11 protein-coding genes are annotated in these 20,036 nt (G+C 39.3%); 4 read left to right on the top strand and 7 right to left on the bottom strand.

Annotation, left to right across the window (positions count from 1 at the left end; genetic code table 11):
- Position 1: 1 nt before the first annotated feature.
- The gene (locus ACNOGP_RS17070) at positions 2–2,686 is read left to right on the top strand and encodes a family 78 glycoside hydrolase catalytic domain (protein ID WP_418213296.1); all 2,685 of its coding nucleotides are present in this window, start codon (positions 2–4) and stop codon (positions 2,684–2,686) included.
- Between the two features lie 113 nt (positions 2,687–2,799).
- Here ACNOGP_RS17070 and ACNOGP_RS17065 read toward each other — a convergent pair whose 3' ends face one another.
- The 7 genes from ACNOGP_RS17065 to ACNOGP_RS17035 all read right to left on the bottom strand — a co-directional run bounded on the left by ACNOGP_RS17065 (position 2,800) and on the right by ACNOGP_RS17035 (position 15,502).
- A complete protein-coding gene (locus ACNOGP_RS17065; RefSeq protein ID WP_418213295.1) occupies positions 2,800–5,646 on the bottom strand; it encodes a DUF4434 domain-containing protein in 2,847 nt (948 codons plus the stop codon).
- Positions 5,647–5,712: 66 nt separating this feature from the next.
- Positions 5,713–7,368, bottom strand: coding sequence for a DUF4434 domain-containing protein (locus ACNOGP_RS17060; protein ID WP_418213294.1), 1,656 nt, complete (start codon positions 7,366–7,368; stop codon positions 5,713–5,715).
- A 51-nt stretch (positions 7,369–7,419) separates the two neighbouring features.
- The gene (locus ACNOGP_RS17055; protein WP_418213293.1) at positions 7,420–8,850 is read right to left on the bottom strand and encodes a hypothetical protein; all 1,431 of its coding nucleotides are present in this window, start codon (positions 8,848–8,850) and stop codon (positions 7,420–7,422) included.
- 19 nt (positions 8,851–8,869) lie between these two features.
- The gene (locus ACNOGP_RS17050) at positions 8,870–10,453 is read right to left on the bottom strand and encodes a RagB/SusD family nutrient uptake outer membrane protein (RefSeq protein ID WP_270541915.1); all 1,584 of its coding nucleotides are present in this window, start codon (positions 10,451–10,453) and stop codon (positions 8,870–8,872) included.
- A 12-nt stretch (positions 10,454–10,465) separates the two neighbouring features.
- Positions 10,466–13,495 carry a SusC/RagA family TonB-linked outer membrane protein gene (locus ACNOGP_RS17045; protein ID WP_418213292.1) on the bottom strand — a complete coding sequence of 1,010 codons (3,030 nt, stop codon included), beginning with the start codon at positions 13,493–13,495 and terminating at the stop codon, positions 10,466–10,468.
- A gap of 138 nt (positions 13,496–13,633) precedes the next feature.
- Complete coding sequence (locus tag ACNOGP_RS17040; protein WP_418213291.1) at positions 13,634–14,797, bottom strand: AGE family epimerase/isomerase; 1,164 nt, start codon at positions 14,795–14,797, stop codon at positions 13,634–13,636.
- Positions 14,798–14,935: 138 nt separating this feature from the next.
- Positions 14,936–15,502, bottom strand: coding sequence for an MFS transporter (locus tag ACNOGP_RS17035; RefSeq protein WP_418214773.1), 567 nt, complete (start codon positions 15,500–15,502; stop codon positions 14,936–14,938).
- Positions 15,503–15,535: 33 nt separating this feature from the next.
- Between ACNOGP_RS17035 and ACNOGP_RS17030 the strand changes: the two genes are divergently transcribed.
- The 3 genes from ACNOGP_RS17030 to ACNOGP_RS17020 all read left to right on the top strand — a co-directional run bounded on the left by ACNOGP_RS17030 (position 15,536) and on the right by ACNOGP_RS17020 (position 20,036).
- A complete protein-coding gene (locus tag ACNOGP_RS17030; protein ID WP_418213290.1) occupies positions 15,536–17,188 on the top strand; it encodes a BNR-repeat neuraminidase N-terminal domain-containing protein in 1,653 nt (550 codons plus the stop codon).
- Positions 17,189–17,272: 84 nt separating this feature from the next.
- Positions 17,273–17,938: an SGNH/GDSL hydrolase family protein gene (locus tag ACNOGP_RS17025; RefSeq protein ID WP_418213289.1), complete on the top strand. Its 666-nt coding sequence runs from the start codon at positions 17,273–17,275 to the stop codon at positions 17,936–17,938.
- A 1-nt stretch (position 17,939) separates the two neighbouring features.
- Positions 17,940–20,036, top strand: coding sequence for a GDSL-type esterase/lipase family protein (locus ACNOGP_RS17020; protein ID WP_418213288.1), 2,097 nt, complete (start codon positions 17,940–17,942; stop codon positions 20,034–20,036).

Below are 20,036 nucleotides of genomic sequence, written 5' to 3'. Positions count from 1 at the left end.
TATGAAAGGACATATTTATTCTGGTGTTTTGGGGCTGTTTATACTCTGTGCATGTAAAGCTGAGAATGTGGAAATTTCCGATATGAAATGCGAATATACGAGCCATCCTATCTGTGTGGATTCTCCTCAGCCCCGGTTCCATTGGAATTATCATTCCGATAATGCTGACTTTAAGCAAGGTAGCTATTGCCTGTATCTTTCGACAGACAAAGGCTGTCTCTATCTTCCTTCTCGAAAAATAGCCGGCAATTCTCTTGTTTGGAGTTCCGGTGTTGTAGAATCTGACCTGTCGGCAAGCAAGTATACAGGGATGAAAAAATTGGAATCTTGCACGAAATACTATTGGAAAGTAGTTGCCACAGATAAGAACGGAAAAAACATGATAGAGTCACCGATAGACAGTTTTGAAACTGCTAAAATTTATCCGGAGAAGTGGACAGGAGAATGGATTACTGATAGCTACGATAAGGATTATCTTCCGTCGCCGATGTTAAGAAAGGTGTTTCAGACAAGAGATGCCGGCATTCAAAAAGCACGTTTGTATGTGAGTGCTGCTGCTTATTGCAAAATGAATATTAACGGAGAACCGGCCTCATCGGCTGTTCTTAACCCCGGATTTACTCATTATGATAAAAGGAACTTATATAGTGTTTGCGATGTCAGTGGTTTGCTGAAACCTGGAAATAATGTGATATCTGCGGTATTAGGCAACGGATTTTATAATGAAATTTTTCCTTTGGGTGTATGGGAGTTCGAAAAGGCAAGATGGCGCAATCGGGCAAGGATGATATGCGAATTGCATATATTATATGTGGATGGTGTCCGGCAAGTAGTCGATTCGGATTCTTCTTGGAAAACCTCTACAGGCCCTTATTTGCAAAATAATATATGTGGAGGAGATACTTATGACAAACAGCGGGAGATTGTCGGTTGGGAAAAAGAAGATTTCGATGATGCGTCATGGAAACAAGCGGTATGTGTGTCTGGACCATCTTCTGTTATGAGTGCCCAGATTATGCCTGCTATAGAAATAGACCGAGAGGTTTTGCCCATATCTATGAAGAACTATGGTGACAGTGTTTACGTATATGACATGGGAATCAATATGGCGGGCTATTGCCAACTTTCAATCAAGGGAGAAAGTGGTACAAAAGTGGCGGTACGTCATGGTGAGCTGTTAAAACCGGATGGTCGTTTGGAAACGGGAAATATAGATATTTATTTCTCGAAACGTCCTGATATCGATTTTCAAACGGATCTTTATATTCTGGATGGTAAAGACAATGTACTTGTGCCGGCGTTTAATTATCATGGTTTTCAGTATGTTGAAGTAAAAGCCGACCGCCCTGTGCATCTTACTAAAGAAAGCCTGAAAGGATTATTCTTTCATACGGCAGTAAAACCTGTAGGAAAATTCAGCTGTTCGAATAGTTTGTTGAATGATTTATGGGAAGCGACGAACCAGTCATATTTGTGTAATTTGATGAGTATTCCTACAGATTGTCCGCAACGGGAAAAAAATGGGTGGACAGCTGATGCGCATGTTAGCATGGATTTGGGATTGCTCAATTTTGATGGGATTACATTTTATGAAAAATGGATAAATGACATAATCGACAACCAAACTGAAGACGGAAGAATATCAGGAATTATTCCATCATCAGGTTGGGGATATGAAGATTGGATTGGTCCAGTATGGGATGCAGCATTATTCATTGTACCAATGAATTTATACAGATATTATGGTGATAAAAAAGGCATTGAAATGGTTTGGAATACCTGCCAAAAATATTTGCATTATTTATCAAGTCGTGAAAATGACGAGGGGACGGTAACTTTTGGTATTGGAGACTGGTGTTTTTATAAAGCACAAACTCAAACAGACTTTACTACTACCTGTTACTATTATATGGAAAATGAATATATGGCAAAATTTGCAGACTTAATAGGTAAAGACGGGACGATCTATAATTTGAAGGCAGAAAAACTGAAAAGTTTGATTAATGCGAAATATTTTAATAAAGATAGTTGCATATATGCAAATGGTACTCAGGCTGCGCAAAGTATTCCTTTATATTTAGGTATTGTCCCCGAAGAATATACGCAAAAAGTTGCAGACAAATTGAGCCGAATATTGGTACAAAATAACAATACACTTGATTTTGGCATGTTGGGTAGTAAAACCGTACTACGTATGCTTGCTAAGTATGGTTATGCAAATCAGGCTTATGAGTTAGCAATAAACGAGGATATGCCTTCATGGGGATATTGGATGAAACAAGGACTTACCACTTTATCTGAAAAATGGAAGATATTTAATTCATCGAAAGACCAATCCCTCAACCATATATTTATGGGTGACATCAGTGCCTGGATGTATAATATACTGGCAGGTATTAATTATGATGAACAACATCCTGGATTCAAACACTTTTTTATCCAACCGCACTTTGTCAACGGTTTGGATTGGGTGGATGCTGAATATAGTTCAATAAATGGACTAATAAAATCGTCTTGGAAACGTAATGGCAATGAAATTACTTTAAATGTAATAGTTCCCGTAAATACGACAGCTACAGTTAAGGTAGGGAATATAAGCAAAAAGCTAAATGCTGGTAATTATTGGCTAAAATTTACTGATAACAAATATTTGATAGAATTTAGAGCCTTCTTAAAGAGGGCGTAAAGTAAACATGAATATGATCTGTTGATCCGGATGCCATACAATATGAATATGTTATGCATAATGTATAAAGAATTTGGTACTGATATACTATCAGTACCAAATTCTTATGTATGTTATTGAGGATTTACAAATACCTCGTCACAAAATAGCCAGCTACCACGAGTCAAAGCTATCACCTTTATATAACGGGCTTTCCCATTTACTTTAGCCTGTGCCATGTCAATCCAACAATCATGTTGATCGTTAAGACTAATCTCCATAGGAACGGAAGCTGCTAATTGGTAATTCACTCCATCTTTGGAGAGTAAATAGGCCACACTCGAAGGTAATTGTATTGAAGCCGGAGTATATTGTAAGAAGCGAGCAGCCAACAAGCCAACCTCCTTTACACTACCTAGGTCTATTACAATTTCCATATTTTTGTTCTCAAAACCGACCCACTCCTTATCTAGATAGGATTCTATGCCTTGTTTACCATCCGTCAAGCTATTTGAAGCATATCGTTCGCTAGGTGTGGAAAGATAATTAACACTCTTTCCTATGCCTTGATGTGAAATATTTCCTTTGAAAGAAGCTTCTAGCAACGACCAAGGTTCTTTTCCTGTCATCCAATCGGTATAGTTTCGATAAGTTTTTGCGGCTTCTATAGGTTGTCCGATAAACATTGGTGAGTCTGGTTTATCAACTATTCCATAAATCGAAAAACTTACTACTGTTTCAACTCCAGCTTGAGATACTCCGACAAGTTGAGATAAATATCTGGGAAAAGCAGCCGGAACAAGTGCAGAGTTTCTAGAATTTGTCTCCTTTTCCCATGTGAAAGATTCAATATTGGCCCAAAAACGAATTCCTGCTTCTTTATGAATAGTGTTGAGAAGTTTAAAATTTTCTTTCATACGTTGCATTGGCATAGGTTCTCTAACGCATCCTACTTCATCCTGATAAGCTATAATATCCACTTTCAGCTTCTTTATTTGTTCACCAAACTTGGGATTCCGAATATCTGCAGAATATAATCCGTATGGAGAAATCATAATCTGTGCTTGGGGAGTCAAATTTCTTGCAGACTCAGCCAAAGTATTGACAGCCTCTATTGCATGGTCAGATAAATAAGGGGCTATCATATCTTCTACAGGTAGATACCAGCCATAAAATGATTTATGCTCTTTAAACAAGTCTGCAGTTTCTTTCATGATTTTTTGTTGAAGTTCTTTTATTGTTGGTTCTCTTATATTGTCATCTTGATTTACAGCCCATCCACAACTCATAAATACCTTCATTCCATATTGATCGGCAGCTTCCATGATAGCTTCAACCGGGCTTTGCCTACTTGATGGATAGGCATGTTTCATAAACGAGGACGGATAATATGCCTGACGTTCATTAGCTACTGCCATAATAACCAAATATTCAAGTCCGATTTCTGAATATTCCTTTATCTTTTGCTTCCAAAATGCAGGTGCCGTACAATCCACATGAAATGGATTCATATACTTATTACGTACGTCTTGATAAGGTAAATTCAACCATGTTCCTTGTACTGTTTTGGTTGAAACAATCTCATCTTTAATTCCAGCTTTCCGATTATGCAATATTTTCTCCCGGTATTTTTGATACCCCTCAAATAAATCAATAGTTCTTTTCTCACCTACACGGATAGACATCTTCGGATCATTAAATACTCCTGGAAACTGATAACATAGAATCTTTTCAAAATTATCGAATAAATTCAAATCGTGAATGATTTGTTCTATAGGACGTGGATATAATGACTGATCTTCGTTAAAGAGGAAGGCCTCTAAATCGAACCACAGATGAGAACCTGCATCATTACACAACTTTTGCAACATAGTAGCCGCCTGTTTACCTGTCAGGTCATTTTCAGGCATACGAGCAAAACCAAAAGGACAGAGGATATCCAGATTCTTCAACAAAGCCGGATAGGTTTCTTTTCCATTAGGAACATCCATACTGTTTGTTGCCAGCATAATAGGTTTGGCTGGGGCCATCCGGTTACAAAACTTTTTAAATTCGGCAAAGAAATTGACAATATCATTTTTACGAATCTGACGTTTTTCCGGAGTTTTTTCCCAATTATCTAAACCACCGCCACTCTCTTCAGATACATAGAATCCATAAAAAGAAGGGTGATGACCATATTTATCCCAAAGTTCTTTAGCCACTCTCTTATGCCATTCCAAAGATTCGGGAGTAAAATCAAACCAAGCAAACATTCCTACTCCCATCATTACGTGCATATCATGTTTATCTGCTTCTGCAAGAATTGCTTCAACAGGATCTTTTGCGGCAATTTCCATCCTTCCTTCGTATAGGTCGGATGGATAAAAAGCTTTGCCTTGGTAGGTTTCTACAGTAACGTCATGTTTACCGACATATTGTTCATTTCGAAAAACCTCTTGTATCACAATCATATCCATACCTACTTTATGCATGGAACGAATCATTTCCCGCCATTGATCGTCGGTCATACGCCGCAGATCATTGTTCCAATGTTTGCCTTCAGTTTCACTCCAATGGTAAATACTGGTCCAAGCACCATCTATTAAGCGAGTGGAACGGATATTGGAATCTATAATTTCAATATCACGTGTTTGGATTGTTTTCTTTGTTCCATCCTTTACAACAAGGATTATTTTATTTTTTCCAACTTTATCCCTCGTCTGCATGTTATATCTGATGGTGAGGGGATTATCTTTCTCTACTTGACAAGTAGAATGATACAATAATGCGTTTCTATCTATCTTATTAAGATATAGTGAAACATCCAAGCTACGGACAGAAGTATCATAGTTTGTAATCCCCACCCTTATATCTAAATCAACCTGATTTGTAATAGTAGCGGGAGGAATTAATGTTAAATCTATACCCGCCTTTCCTCTTGCCCATAAGCTACAAGAAAGCAAACATATAATAAGTCCTAATGTAGTTTTTTTATACATATTTATTTCAATAAAGAAATTGCGCTAGAAAAAGAAAAAACTTTCATCTATTTCCAGTTATAATAATTATTTCAATGAATTATAATAATTTCTATATCCTTCAAAGCTATCATAACCAGGCTTGAATGTTGCCCAACTAAAATTGGTTATAAGATCAGTATATTGACTGGCTACGGCCAATTGTTCTTCTAGCTCCGCCCAGGTTTTGGCACGATAATCTACAGGAGGATAGTATGAATAAAAGAAAGACTCAATGTCTACTCCAAACTTCACTCCTGCTTCTTCACAAGCTTTTTTGATATAACCATAGTAATTGGGAAGGTCTATGCGTACATCCACCAAACTACGACCACCTAAATCCTGCAAATACATATAGTCAACATTCTCTGTTTCTTTTAATAATGCTTCAAACCATTCACCGCACATCTCAGCCGGCATACCTCTCCACAAAGCCGGAGCAATATATACAGGTTTGTTACATTTACTTTTAGCAAAAGTAGCTACACGGGTCAAGTAGTCCGACAATAATTTACGTTTATTTTCTTCCTGCCATCCTGCCGGATATTTGGCATCGTGAAACTCTTCCGTAATATACCAACCTGCAAAGCTCGGATGATCCGCATATTTCCTAGCTAAATCTCCTGCAACCACTTCATTGCGTGCCAGCAATACATCATAGGTCCATTTATCGTCTAGCTTTTCAATATTATAATCTCCCCCATTAAGCCCTAAGATAATTTTGAAGCCTGTTTTTTCCGCTGCATTCATTATCTTGTCAATTATAGGACATTCTGTTTGCACACCTTCACCGTTCCAACCTACAGTAGAGCCTGAATACCATGATATTGTATTTTCTGCTCCATATCCAACACTATATTGGACGATCCAAGTATCAATACCTACTTTTTTACATTCTGTAAAGTAGGTTTCCCAATCATCGTACTCCGGATTTTCATAATACACTTTGTTCAATTGAATAAACATACTTGAGAACTTGCCTTTCTTTTCATACTGATGCTGATATGAGGTAACCTGTTCTAGAGCATCAAGATATACTGTACCTGTTCCAGACTCATCTTTCTCATTAACTATGTCAATACGATAACCAAAAACTTTCGATAAGTTCAATTTATCATCAGGTGCCAAACCTTTATATAACTGGAAAGATTCATAAGGTATAATTAATTTCTGCCAGCCATCCTGTTGTAAAATAGATTTGTTGATGTACTGAAAATACTGATTTTCCATTTGAATACCAGGCTCCATTTTACTATCTTGAATAAGCATTACCCGCAAAATACCCGGATTCTGACTATTCCCTTTTATCCATAATGAAAGTCCTAGAGGATGAAAGGACAGATCTGTACGATAGTTTCCCCAAATTTCTTTCATAGTCACATATTCGGGTTCTGTACTGATAGACTTCGCAGCAAAGGTATAATTGACAGCAAGCGCTCCTAATCCTTCTTTAGCGTCTTCTACTGTTTGTCCACTGATAGCGGCAGATGGAGAATTTTCTCCCACGCTCATTACATAATTACGTCCATCGGTAAAGTCATAGTTCTCTATGACTTTAGTATCTTTAGCATTTTGTTCCACATACGCCACAGCATCTTGATTGACAGTCTCAGGTAATGCTACACGATGTATATCAATATCATCATCCGAGCAAGAGCACAATGCTACGATTGTACCAAATGCTAAATATTGTATTACTAACATATTTTTCAGTGTCATATTTGTTCTAGATATTTTTAGGTTATGTTTCTAAAGCTATTGTTGCGTAGGAGGATAGTATCTCATTTCATACATTGCCACTCCAGATTGTGATTTATCAGCAGAGACAATAGTAGCATAGATATAGGCCTTATTATTATCTACTTCTACAGCCACATCTCCCCATTGATTGATGTTGTTTACCGCGTATTGTTCAGATTCAAAAATCAGGAATTCATTATAGTTGTCTGAATCAGGATTCATTGCGGTCCAATTATTCTTGTCGGTAATATCAAATACCTTCAGACAGACACTTGAACTACCAAAAGCCTGCGTAAGCATTGCCAAGAAGCGATGGCCATCTATTTCAAAGACACGAAATCCCAATAATTTATAATCAAAATTCCTGCGATTCATTTCTGTAAGATTGTTTAATTCTTCATTAAAACAATAGATGTGACTACCTAACAATTGTTGTGTATCTGAATTTGAATATTGGAAATAAGACAAGTAAATATCCGAATTATCAGCAGTTGTAAGACGTTGAATATTTGCAGACTCCCAAACCCCAGTTATATTATCAGAGAAATCAACCTTTACAGGAACTGTACTTACCGGTACACCATCGTTGAATTCAAAACGATAATATTCTTTGCCTTGTGCACCAAAATAAGTATTACCGGAAAGTGCATATACATATGCTTTCCCTTCTTTCAGATTGCCGACAATACTAAAACGATAACCTAGCATAAGTGGACATCCATTATCATGCATATAATCAAGAAGTAATTTCGGCTCACTATTCATATCTTCATAATAATACAACATAAATCCAGCCCCATAGATATTTTCACGTGCTGCAACAATATGTCCCGCATCATCTGTTTTAACTTGTGATATAAAGGTATGCGGCGCTTTTATTTTCTTTTTCAAGTCAGCATTTTGCTCACCGTAAACTTTAATATAACTTTCATCATAGTTTTCCACACCGTCATATAACACAAATTCATTGTTAGATATGGCAATAGACGAAATCCAAACAGGCCATATATAATCTAAATCGTTACCGTTCTTAAACCATCTTTTTTTAAATGTAGCGATAGGACCAACCGGAATAGCTTTGATAATATAGGTTTTTACTATCCCTATCGCTGTTTTGACTCTTAATTCAAATGGAGAAGTCAAGTCTATCGTTCCGGGTAAACCTGGTTGTACAAAACAATCATTCTCCAAACTAACTATCAAATTTACCTTTGACAAGTCCACAGGATCTTCTATAGGTGAAGGAAATTTGAATTCAATTATATCTCCATCTTTATATGGACCTCTTTTAGTAGGACTAAAAATCTGACTCTCACCCGCGATTTTCGCAGTTAGACTCAATAATCCTTCTTCCGCTTGTGGAGTATTACCCATATCCACTTCACCACATGAAGTAATGCCAAAGGCATAAGTAGCCAAAAGCAATGACTTAAATATATTCTTCATATCGTTTTTCTATTAAATATTATCTCCATTCTTCAAATTGCTCACACAGCTCATTTGACTGTAATTCTGTATAAGGTATGGGGAATCGTTTATATTTATCCAAATATATACGAGTCTTGCCATTGTCACAGTCCACATCCTCATAGGTAATTGTTTCATCGGCTTGCCGTATAGGCTTTTTACCTTTAAGATGCGTATTATTCAATGTAGACTTGGCCAAATTCCAACGGCGTAAGTCCCAAAAGCGATGACCTTCGAAAGCTAATTCTACCATGCGTTCGTGACGTAAGTGGATCATAAATTGATCAATAGTCGTGGCCTCTACTGCAGGAAGGTGCACTCTATTTCTTACATTATTCAACTCAATCAACGCCTCCTTTACAAATCCTTGTTGTGCCATCGCTTCTGCATAGATCAATAATACTTCAGCATAACGCATATAATAATAAGTGTAGTCGTTCTCTTTAAAGTCAATCATATCTTCGTCCATGAATTTTCGAATATAATAGCCGGTAGAAGTCGTGTTTCCTCCTAATCCCCAACCATCTCTTCCACCTTCATAAGCCTCGATAGTACGTCCTTTCCAAGAGGCCCCATTGTAAAGAATAGAAGCATAAAAACGAGGTTCACGCCCTTCATACGGATTTGTGGCATGGATATCCCAAGAGAAATCTGTACCATTTGCCATTTCATACTGTGAAACAAGATTCTCAGTCGGGGTAGCTTCAGCATTGCCGTTATCACCCGGCGGACAATAAGTGACATCAAAAGTATAGGCTAAATCCGGTTTTATATAACCAAACTCCATTACGCTTTCTTTATTTTCCACCTTATCACTTCGTCTGATCTTAAACAAACCTGCATAATCAGGATAAAGGTCGTAGCCCATACCCATTACCATAGCTGCGGCATCAGAAGCATCTTTCCATCTTTCTGCATAAAGCATGGCTCTGGCCTTCAGCCCCCAAGCAGCTCCTTGCGTCAGTTTGCCTTGTTCAGCAGCCTCCTTGTTCGGCAAATAACGTGCAGCAAAGTCTAAGTCTTCTGCAATAAAATCCCAGCATTTGTCCGGCTCACTTAACGAATGATTCTTCTCGCCCAACGGAGGCAGTTCGCGGAAAATAATTAAGTTTGCCCCATAACGACGTGCCATTTGGAAATAAACATGAGCTCTAAAAAAACGCACTTCTGCTTCCGCCTTCTGTTGTATAGTTTTAGATAAATGTTGTCCATGTTTTTTCAGACCATCTAAAAAACGGTTGCATTGCGTCACCCAATTATATCCCCAACTCCAATTTTCAAAAACATTATTGGCTTGATCTATCGGCAGTGAGCCAAAAGCCCATAAGTTCTGACTGGCATGAGGCAGAGTCATTTTTACAATATCACTATAACCATCTTCAGCAATAGCAGAAGCATAATAATCAGATCCGATCAACGGATAAAAGCTGTTGAGGTACAACTCTACATTCGTCTCATTTTTCCAAAGAACATCTTCTGTATAATTACTTGTAAGTTCTGGTTCCAGACTACATCCTGCCAACCCTATACAAGCCCAAAGCAAACATATACTTTTTCTACATACAATATTAAATATCTTCATAGGTTTCTTTTATTAGAAGGTTATGTTAAGCCCAAATTCATATACTCTTTGTTGTGGGTAATACCCCTGATTTACATTAGGCATTTCCGGATCGAAATATTTAACTCCGGTTAATGTAAACAAATTACTGCCAGATACATAGGCACGTACCTTTTCAATCCCTACTTTTCTAGTTAATTCAGCAGGTAAAGTATAACCAATTTGGGCATTTTTCAAACGGATATATGTTCCATCCTTTACCCACCAATCAGAATATTTACCACCATTCAAGCGGGCTTCCGTACTTAAGCGGGGATATTTAGCATTACGATTTTCAGGAGTCCAAGCGCCTTCTACCAAATAATACGGAGCATTGCCATCTGCATAAAATGGTCTTGTATAAAATGTATCATCTACCCAACCAGCTCCTGGATAGGACCCACACAAATAAACATCAAACAATGCAGAACCCTGGAAAAAGGCATTAAAATCAAAACCTTTCCAATTTGCAGATAAGTTCAATCCATAAGTCATTTCCGGAATATTACTACGCCCGATAGGTACCATATCTTGTTCCATCGTAATTTTGCCATCGCCATTTATATCGACAAGTTTGATATCTCCCGGTAAAGTAGGTCCGAATACTGCACTATTAGCTATTTCCTCTTCTGACTGAAACAACCCATCAGAAATAAATCCAAAATATTGTCCCATCGGCTTGCCAACCAAACGTTTAGCATTAGGAACATTTGTTGTTTCATTTATCTTTAAGATTTTATTACGTGCCCATGACAGATTTCCTTTGATACTGTAATTTACTTCTCCTATTTTATTTTGATGAGTTAGTACCAATTCAAATCCTTTGTTCTCATGCTCACCACTATTAACCAATGAACTGTAATAACCACCTAATGATGGAGGATAGGAACCGGACTGGGCTTCTATTTTACGTTTAGTCAATGAATAGAACATATCAAATTCTACCCCTAAAAGACCTTTCCAAAACATTGCTTCAAAACCGATATTATAAGTATTTGTATATTGCCATTTCAGATCTTCATTAGGGATACTTCCTATATTAAGGTAACGTTTTAATGTACTGCCCAATGCAACATTAGGCTTATCGCTCAAAGAAGCCAAACTCATATAAGAAATGCCATATCCTAACCCTGTCTGACTACCTAATTGCCCAAAGGAAGCACGCAATTTCAGGTTATCAATAAAGTTTAAATCTACATTATCTTTAATGAATGATTCTTCAGATATACGCCATCCTAAAGAAACACCGGGAAACACACACCAACGGTTTCTACTCGGCAAAAGAGTGCTTCCATCAATACGACCGGAAATTTCCACTAAATATTTATCTGCATAATCATAGTTCAGACGTGCAACATATCCTCCTCGCTTACTTTTGTTATGTATACCCAATACACTATTAGGAATTACTTCATCTCCCCAACTTAAATCCAGTATGTCATCCACCGGATAACCTCTCTTACCAGCTGACATACTCGTATATTTTACTCCGCCGTATTCGTAAAGGAATAGAGCCTGAATACCATGATTCTTAATTTTAGTCTGATACTCCAAAGATGGTTGGATATAATAGTCGTATTGATCGACATAGTCCTGTGATACACTAGTAATTCCATCTGCCAACAAGCGACCATAGGCTTCCCCCCATGTGCGGGTTGATTGATTATAAATAGCTAGTTTATAAGGAGTCTTATCTATTTTCGTCATTCTATGGAAATAATCATAGGAAGCGGTAAACTTTGCGGTCAATCCCTTAATTCCGGGAATTTCATATTTTAAGGTAACATTAGTTTCCATTCTTTTTTCACGTAAATCAGAAACTCCTCCAAGGTCACGAACTGCTACTGGGTTTTGGTTTCCATTGCCTGCCCCATTAAGGCTACCCACCGGAATGCCACTGTAAGTGGTCGCAGGCAAGTAGGGAAATGACAACATGGCTTGTTGCATAATAGCACCAGTACCCAAAGCTGGTTCGGAAGTATTAGAATGGCGGATTCCCATACCTAAAGCGATACTGAAATTACTAGTTACTTTTGCGTCAATGTTAGTACGGATATTATATCGGTCATAAGAGGTGTTATCAATCACGCCATTTTGATTATAGCTGCCTACTCCGACATAATACTTGAAGCGGTCATTTCCACCGGATAATGAAACATTATTACTATAGGTAGGCGCCACCGATTTAAATACAAGATCAAACCAATCGGTGTTTGTATATACTCCTTGTGGATCTCCATTTACTGCACGTGCGATTTCATCGTTAGTAAAACGTAAACTTTCTTTGGAATATCCATCCAATTCCTGTGCCTTGTTATACCATTTCATATAATCCGGTCCATTAAGAAACTTCGGAAAACAAGTATTAGTGCTCAAACTTATGGAAGAATTAATATTTACAGTTGGCTTCTGGTTATCTCCCCTTTTAGTCGTAATCAAAATTACTCCGGCAGAACCATTAAAACCATACACAGCAGCTGATGCAGCATCTTTCAATACCGTTACAGATTCTATTTCATCAGGGCTCACTGCAGGAAAAGGTCGAACAATTCCATCGACAACAACCAAAACATTCCCGTCACCATTTCCTGCTCCACGTACCATCAATGAAGTAGCATCTTCTCCCGGCTGTCCACTATTTTGTGTTGCAACCAAACCAGGTAATCGCCCTTGTAGTATTGTAGAGAGATTAGAGGATGGGGCTTTCTGTAATTCTGCAGAACTAACTTGTACCACAGAACCTGTTACACTCATCTTTTTCTGTGTTCCATACCCCACAACCACTACTTCGTCAAGCAAAGCCGCGTCATCTTCCAATGTTACATTGATAATAGTTCTATTTCCGACTTTTACTTCTTGGGTAGCCATACCTATAAAAGAAAAAATAAGAGTACTCTTTTGAGAGACATTAATATTATAAATACCATCTACATTAGTAACAGTTCCCATACTGGTTCCTTTTACCTTGACACTAACACCCAATAAAGGTTCTCCCGATGCATCCACAACTTTTCCATGTATCATTGTCTGTGCGTACAAGCTTGGTATACATACACAAAACAACAATAAAAGACATGTAAAAATCCTACTCATTTGAGTTTTTACTCTAGTTTTACAATAATTGTCTATCATAATATTATAAAGGGTTAATACAATGATTATTTATAAATCTTTTAATATATTCCAGCATTGATACAGTCCTCTTGGTACGTGGAAACACCCTTTCCATTTACCACCTTTCAAAGGTAGCAACACCTCACCTTTTCTATTCAAATATCCATACCATTCTAGGTATTCGGGATCTTTGAAATGTGTCCATGTATAGTCATGCACCTTCTCAAACCATTCCAGACATTTACGGTCACCTGTAAATTGATAGCCTTTTAGCAGAGATATAAGTGTCTCGATATGCACCCACCAAAGTTTCTGGTCCCATTCCAATTGTTGGGGAGGACAACCGTTACGATCCATGAAATAATAGATACCGCCATACTCCTTATCCCAACCGTATTCAAGCATGGTAAGAGTCGTGTTTTTTGCTTTCTCTATCAGTTCCGGACGATGCAGACGTTTACCCAAGTCCATGATAAACCACATCGCTTCAATCGCATGACCGGGAGTAACCTGGCGACCCTCAAAACAATCCACAAGATTACCGTTTATATCTACATTCTCGACAATGATTCCACCAAGTTCGGGACGATAAAAGACGTCCATAACTTCATGGATGCAAGTGTCCATAGCCTGTTCCAAGTAGTCTTTACCTAAAATATGCTCTATTTCCATAGCGAGATTGCATAGAATCATCGGCAGAGCAAAATTTTTCAGATTACGTGTATCGGGATGAAGCTTGTTCCATTTTCCTTTAGGGTTATCAGCTTTGGACAAGACAATATCGAATGTCTTTCTGGCAATATCGGCATACTCCTGATTACCGGTTGCCAAACTCAATTGTCCGAAAGCCATTGTCGCAAAAGTATAGGAGAATATGTTATACGGTTCTACCAACGGTCTACCCGAACGGTCGAGGGAAAAGTACCAGTTGTAATTTCCGTCATGTCCGTATTTCTTTAAGAATTCGCCACCTTGAACGGCACAGTCCAGCCATTCCTGGCGTTTCTCCACCTTATTGTAAAGCATGGAGAACATCCATACCTCACGCCCTTGCAACCAAATAAACTTGTCTGTATCGAATACTTTGCCTTCACGATCCAGACAGGTGAAATAGCCGCCAAACTCTTTGTCTTGAGAATATTGGAGCCAGAAAGGAAGAACATTGTTCAACAATTCATCCTTGTATTGATTTGCTAATTTTTTAAAATCCATAATATAATTTATTATCAGGACTGTATCGACAGCTATTCAGATGATAAACGTTTATTGAATGGCCATACAAAAAACATCTTCTACCATTTCTACAATCCACTTGTTAGTACATTAAAATAATTAAGATCTGTTTTATATTTATTTCGAACGGTTCCAGTATCTTTCAATTTCCTCCAGTGACTTCCCAGTCGTCTCCGGGACTAGTTTCCATACGATGAGCATATACGGCACGCACATAAGCGCGAACAGGAAGAATGTTCCGGCGGGGGTAAGGTTCTGGAGCATCCAGGGGGTTAACTGTCCGATCAGGTACGTTCCGATCCAGAGAGCGAATCCTGCTATTGACATGGCCAGTCCGCGAACTTTGGTGGGATACATCTCCGAGAGAAGCACGAACACTACAGCGCAGATAGACACGGCACAACAGAATACATAGAACAGGAAGAAAATAAGCAGGAAGAGGCTTGAGACATTCAGTGTTTCTCCGAAAAGGAAGTACAGGCCGATAAGAATCAGAGAAACAATCATTCCCGAAACTCCGTAATACACCAGCTTCTTGCGACCAACTTTATCAATGATGACAAGAGCCAGAATGGTGGTCAATGTATTAACAAGTCCTACCAGAACTTGGTAAAAGAGAGAAAGTTTGTGGCTCTCATATTGTATTTTAAAGAAAAAGCTTAATTTGTATAAGAAAAATCCTATCTTTACTGCGTTAAACTAACTAATACCCCCATTATGAAAAGAAATCATTATTTTCTCCTTCTTATTTTATTAGGATTTTCCTTTAGTGTTCAAGCCTCAGATACTGTCCGAGCTTCAGATACAGTATTTATCCGTGAAACACAAACTCCCATTCTGATAGAACGGCAAGACAATGTTTTGTTTTATATCCGTTTGGATGCTAAAGACAGTAAGTTACTGAATGAAGTCGTATTAGATTTCAGCAAAAGCACGCCACAGCACGATATCCAGTCGGTAAAACTCTATTATGGAGGCACGGAGGCATTGCAGCATAGAGATAAAAAGCGTATGGCTCCCGTAGAATATATATCTGGTTTTCATCCGGGAACTACCTTATCTGCCAATCCGTCGTATTCGGTGAAATGTGCGGAAGTTGTGAGACCTTCCAATAAAGTAGTACTTAAGAGTAATTATAAATTATTTCCAGGCGTAAATTTTTTTTGGATTAGTTTGCAGATGAAAAAAGGAACTTCTTTATATACCCGAATAAACTCTGAACTATGTGCGGTAAAAGTAGATGGCAAAGATTTGAACTGTAAATATCTTTCTCCTAAAAATATCTCTCATCGAATGGCTATCGGCGTACGTCACGCAGGAGATGACGGATCGGCAGCTTTCCGTATTCCGGGATTGGTGACTACGAATAAAGGAACTTTGTTAGGAGTATATGACGTTCGTTATAATAGTAGCGTTGATTTGCAGGAATATGTTGATGTTGGGTTGAGCCGTAGTACAGATGGAGGAAAAACATGGGAAAAAATGCGTCTTCCTCTTTCATTTGGTGAGTATGGTGGTTTGCCAAAAGCTCAAAATGGAGTAGGGGATCCTTCTATTTTGGTAGATACAAAAACAAATACTGTATGGATAGTTGCTGCATGGACGCATGGTATGGGCAATCAGCGTGCATGGTGGAGTTCACATCCGGGAATGGATATGAATCATACAGCGCAATTGATGATGGTGAAAAGTACCGACGATGGTAAAACGTGGTCGGAACCAATCAATATAACGGAGCAGGTGAAAGATCCATCCTGGTACTTTCTACTTCAAGGACCGGGACGCGGAATAACGATGAGTGACGGCACATTGGTTTTTCCGACCCAGTTTATAGATTCGACACGTATCCCTAATGCCGGAATTATGTATAGTAAGGATCGAGGTAAGACATGGAAGATGCATAACATGGCCCGTACCAATACCACAGAAGCCCAAGTTGTAGAAATAGAACCGGGAGTTTTGATGTTGAATATGCGTGATAACAGAGGAGGCAGCCGGGCGGTATCCATTACAAAAGATTTGGGCAAGAGCTGGACCGAACACGCTTCTTCACGTAAGGCACTTAATGAGCCCGTATGTATGGCCAGCTTGCTGAATGTCAAAGCACAGGATAATGTGTTGAACAAAGACATCCTTCTGTTTTCAAATCCTAATACAGTAAAAGGACGGGACCATATCACAATAAAGGCAAGTTTGGATAAAGGACTTACTTGGCTGCCGGAACATCAACTCTTATTAGATGAAGATCCGGGATGGGGATATAGCTGTCTGACTATGATTGATAAAGAGACTATTGGTATTTTATACGAAAGTAGTGTGGCACACATGACATTTCAAGCAGTGAAGCTTACAGACCTAATAAAAGAATAATATTTGTATTATGTAAAGCAATCCGGAATGGAGCTACAGTCCGGGAGAGGCTGATATGATGCAACCTTAAAAACTGTATATATTATGAAGAAATTATTTTTATTCATCATGGTGTTGTCGCTCATAGCTACGGTCAATGCGCAAGACCGCAAGTATTCCACATTTTATTATCAGCGTGCCACTTTGTTTGAAGCACTGCCTGTTACATCCAGTGATATTATTTTCTTGGGAAACAGTATTACCAACGGAGCCGAATGGGCGGAGCTGTTTAATGACAAACACGTGAAAAATCGGGGCATCAGCGGTGATATTTGTATGGGGGTGTATGATCGGTTGGATGCAGTTTTGAAAGGCAAACCAGCAAAGATATTTCTTTTGATTGGTATTAATGATGTAAGTAGGGGAGCTCCCGCCGATACTATTGTATCCCGTATTGGAATGATTGTTGGAAAGATAAAGGAGGATTCACCGAAAACCAAACTGTATTTGCAAAGTGTTCTTCCGGTGACCGACCATTATAATATGTTTAAAGGACACACTTCACACTGGCGGGTTATTCCTGAAATCAATAAAGGATTGGTGCGTTTGGCTGAGAAGGAAGGAGTGACTTATATAGATCTGTACTCTCATTTTGTAGACAAACAAACCGGAAAGATGAACACAGCCTACACAAATGACGGCTTGCATCTTTTGGGAAAAGGGTATCTCAAATGGGTCGAGATTGTAAAACCCTATATCAGGAGGAAATAAGATGAAAAAAGTTCTGGTTCTATCTCTCTGTCTGTTTCTTTGCTGGACATTGTCCGCCAGGCAGCAGCGGATAAAGGTAGCCTGTATAGGTAATAGTATTACCTACGGAACCGGGTTATCTGACTGTGCGACACAATCGTATCCTGTGCAGTTGCAAGCTTTGTTGGGAGAACGCTATGAAGTAAAAAACTTCGGGAAACCGGGAGCGACTCTGCTTAAGCGAGGACACCGTCCCTATATCCAACAGGAAGAGTACCGGAAAGCATTGGAATTTGCCGGAGATATTGTAGTCATTCATTTGGGAGTCAACGATACCGACCCTCGCAACTGGCCTAATTATCGTGATTGTTTTGTTACGGACTATCTGAGTCTGATTGATACATTCCGTGAAGTTAATCCCGCTGTGCGGATTATCGTCGCACGAATGACTCCGATTGCCGATCGTCATAGTCGCTTCCTGTCGGGGACCCGTGACTGGCATGGCGAGATACAGATAGCAATCGAAAACGTGGCGCGTTATACCGGTGTGCAGTTGATAGATTTCCATGAACCGCTTTATCCTTATCCTTTCTTGTTGCCGGATGCTGTTCATCCTACTGCCGAAGGAGCTATGATAATGGCAAAAACAGTTTATTCAGCCATCACTGGAGATTATGGTGGCTTAAAGTTATCCCCGCTGTATACGGACAATATGGTTCTTCAGCGTGATACACCTTTGTTTATTCATGGGACAGCCAATGCCGGAGAAGAAGTAATAGTCCGCATCAACCGTCAGCAATGGGTAACTAAAACAGCACAGGACGGGAAATGGTCTGTGAAATTATTACCATTGAAAGCGGGTGGTCCTTACGTGTTGACTGTCTCCACCCCTCAAAGGACTTTGAAATACACCAATGTATTGGCAGGAGAAGTCTGGTTGTGTGCCGGACAGTCAAATATGGAGTTTATGTTACGGCAGGCTGTTACCGGAAAACAAGATATCCCCCAAGCGACTGACGGGCAACTGCGTCTGTATGACATGAAAGCACGTTGGCGGACGGATGCGGTGAAATGGGATGATTCTGTCCTTGATTCCTTGAATCATCTTCAATATTATAAAGATACGGAGTGGGAAGTTTGTACTCCGGAACGTGCTGCCCGCTTCTCGGCAATAGCTTATTATTTCGGTCGGATGTTGCGGGATAGCTTGAAAGTGCCGGTAGGATTGATATGTAATGCCGTTGGTGGTTCACCTGCCGAATCATGGATTGACCGTAACACTTTGGAATATCACTTCCCGGCTATCTTGAAAGATTGGACTCGCAATGACTTTATCCAGGATTGGGTACGCGGACGTGCAGCATTGAATATCAGCCGGTCAAAAGATAAATTGCAACGTCATCCTTATGAACCTTGTTATTTGTATGAGTCAGGTATACGTCCGCTGGCGCAATATCCGGTGAAAGGTGTGATTTGGTATCAAGGTGAATCTAATGCCCATAATTACGAAGCTCACGAAAAACTTTTTAAACTGTTGGTCGGCAGTTGGCGTAAAGATTGGGACAATGAGAGCCTGCCATTTTATTATGTCCAACTATCCGGTATGGCTCGGCCTTCGTGGCCTTGGTTCCGTGATAGCCAGCGTAGGATGATGAGCGAGATATTGAATACGGGAATGGCGGTATCGAGTGACTATGGAGATTCACTGGATGTACATCCGAGAAATAAGAAACCGGTTGGAGAGCGTTTGGCTCGTTGGGCATTGAACAAGACATACGGGATGTGCCGTGTGCTGCCTTCCGGCCCGTTATTTCACCATGCCGATTTTCGTGAAGGTGCCGTATATGTGACATTTGATTATGGTCAAGGCTTGAAGAGCGCGGACGGCCGTCCTTTACGGACGTTTGAAGTAGCCGAAGTTGACGGTGTCTATTACCCGGCGGTTGCCGAGATTGTTGATGACATATTGAAAGTATATAGCGAACAAGTAAAGCAGCCGCGCTATATCCGGTATGGCTGGCAACCTTTTACACGGGCTAATCTGGTGAATGAAGAGGGACTTCCGGCCTCAACCTTCCGTGCGGAAGCACCCGGGACATTTGTTACCCCGAATTTATAA

Source organism: Bacteroides difficilis (genome assembly GCF_048319815.1).
Taxonomy (GTDB): domain Bacteria; phylum Bacteroidota; class Bacteroidia; order Bacteroidales; family Bacteroidaceae; genus Bacteroides; species Bacteroides zhangwenhongii.
This window is presented reverse-complemented; position numbering and strand designations above follow the sequence as displayed.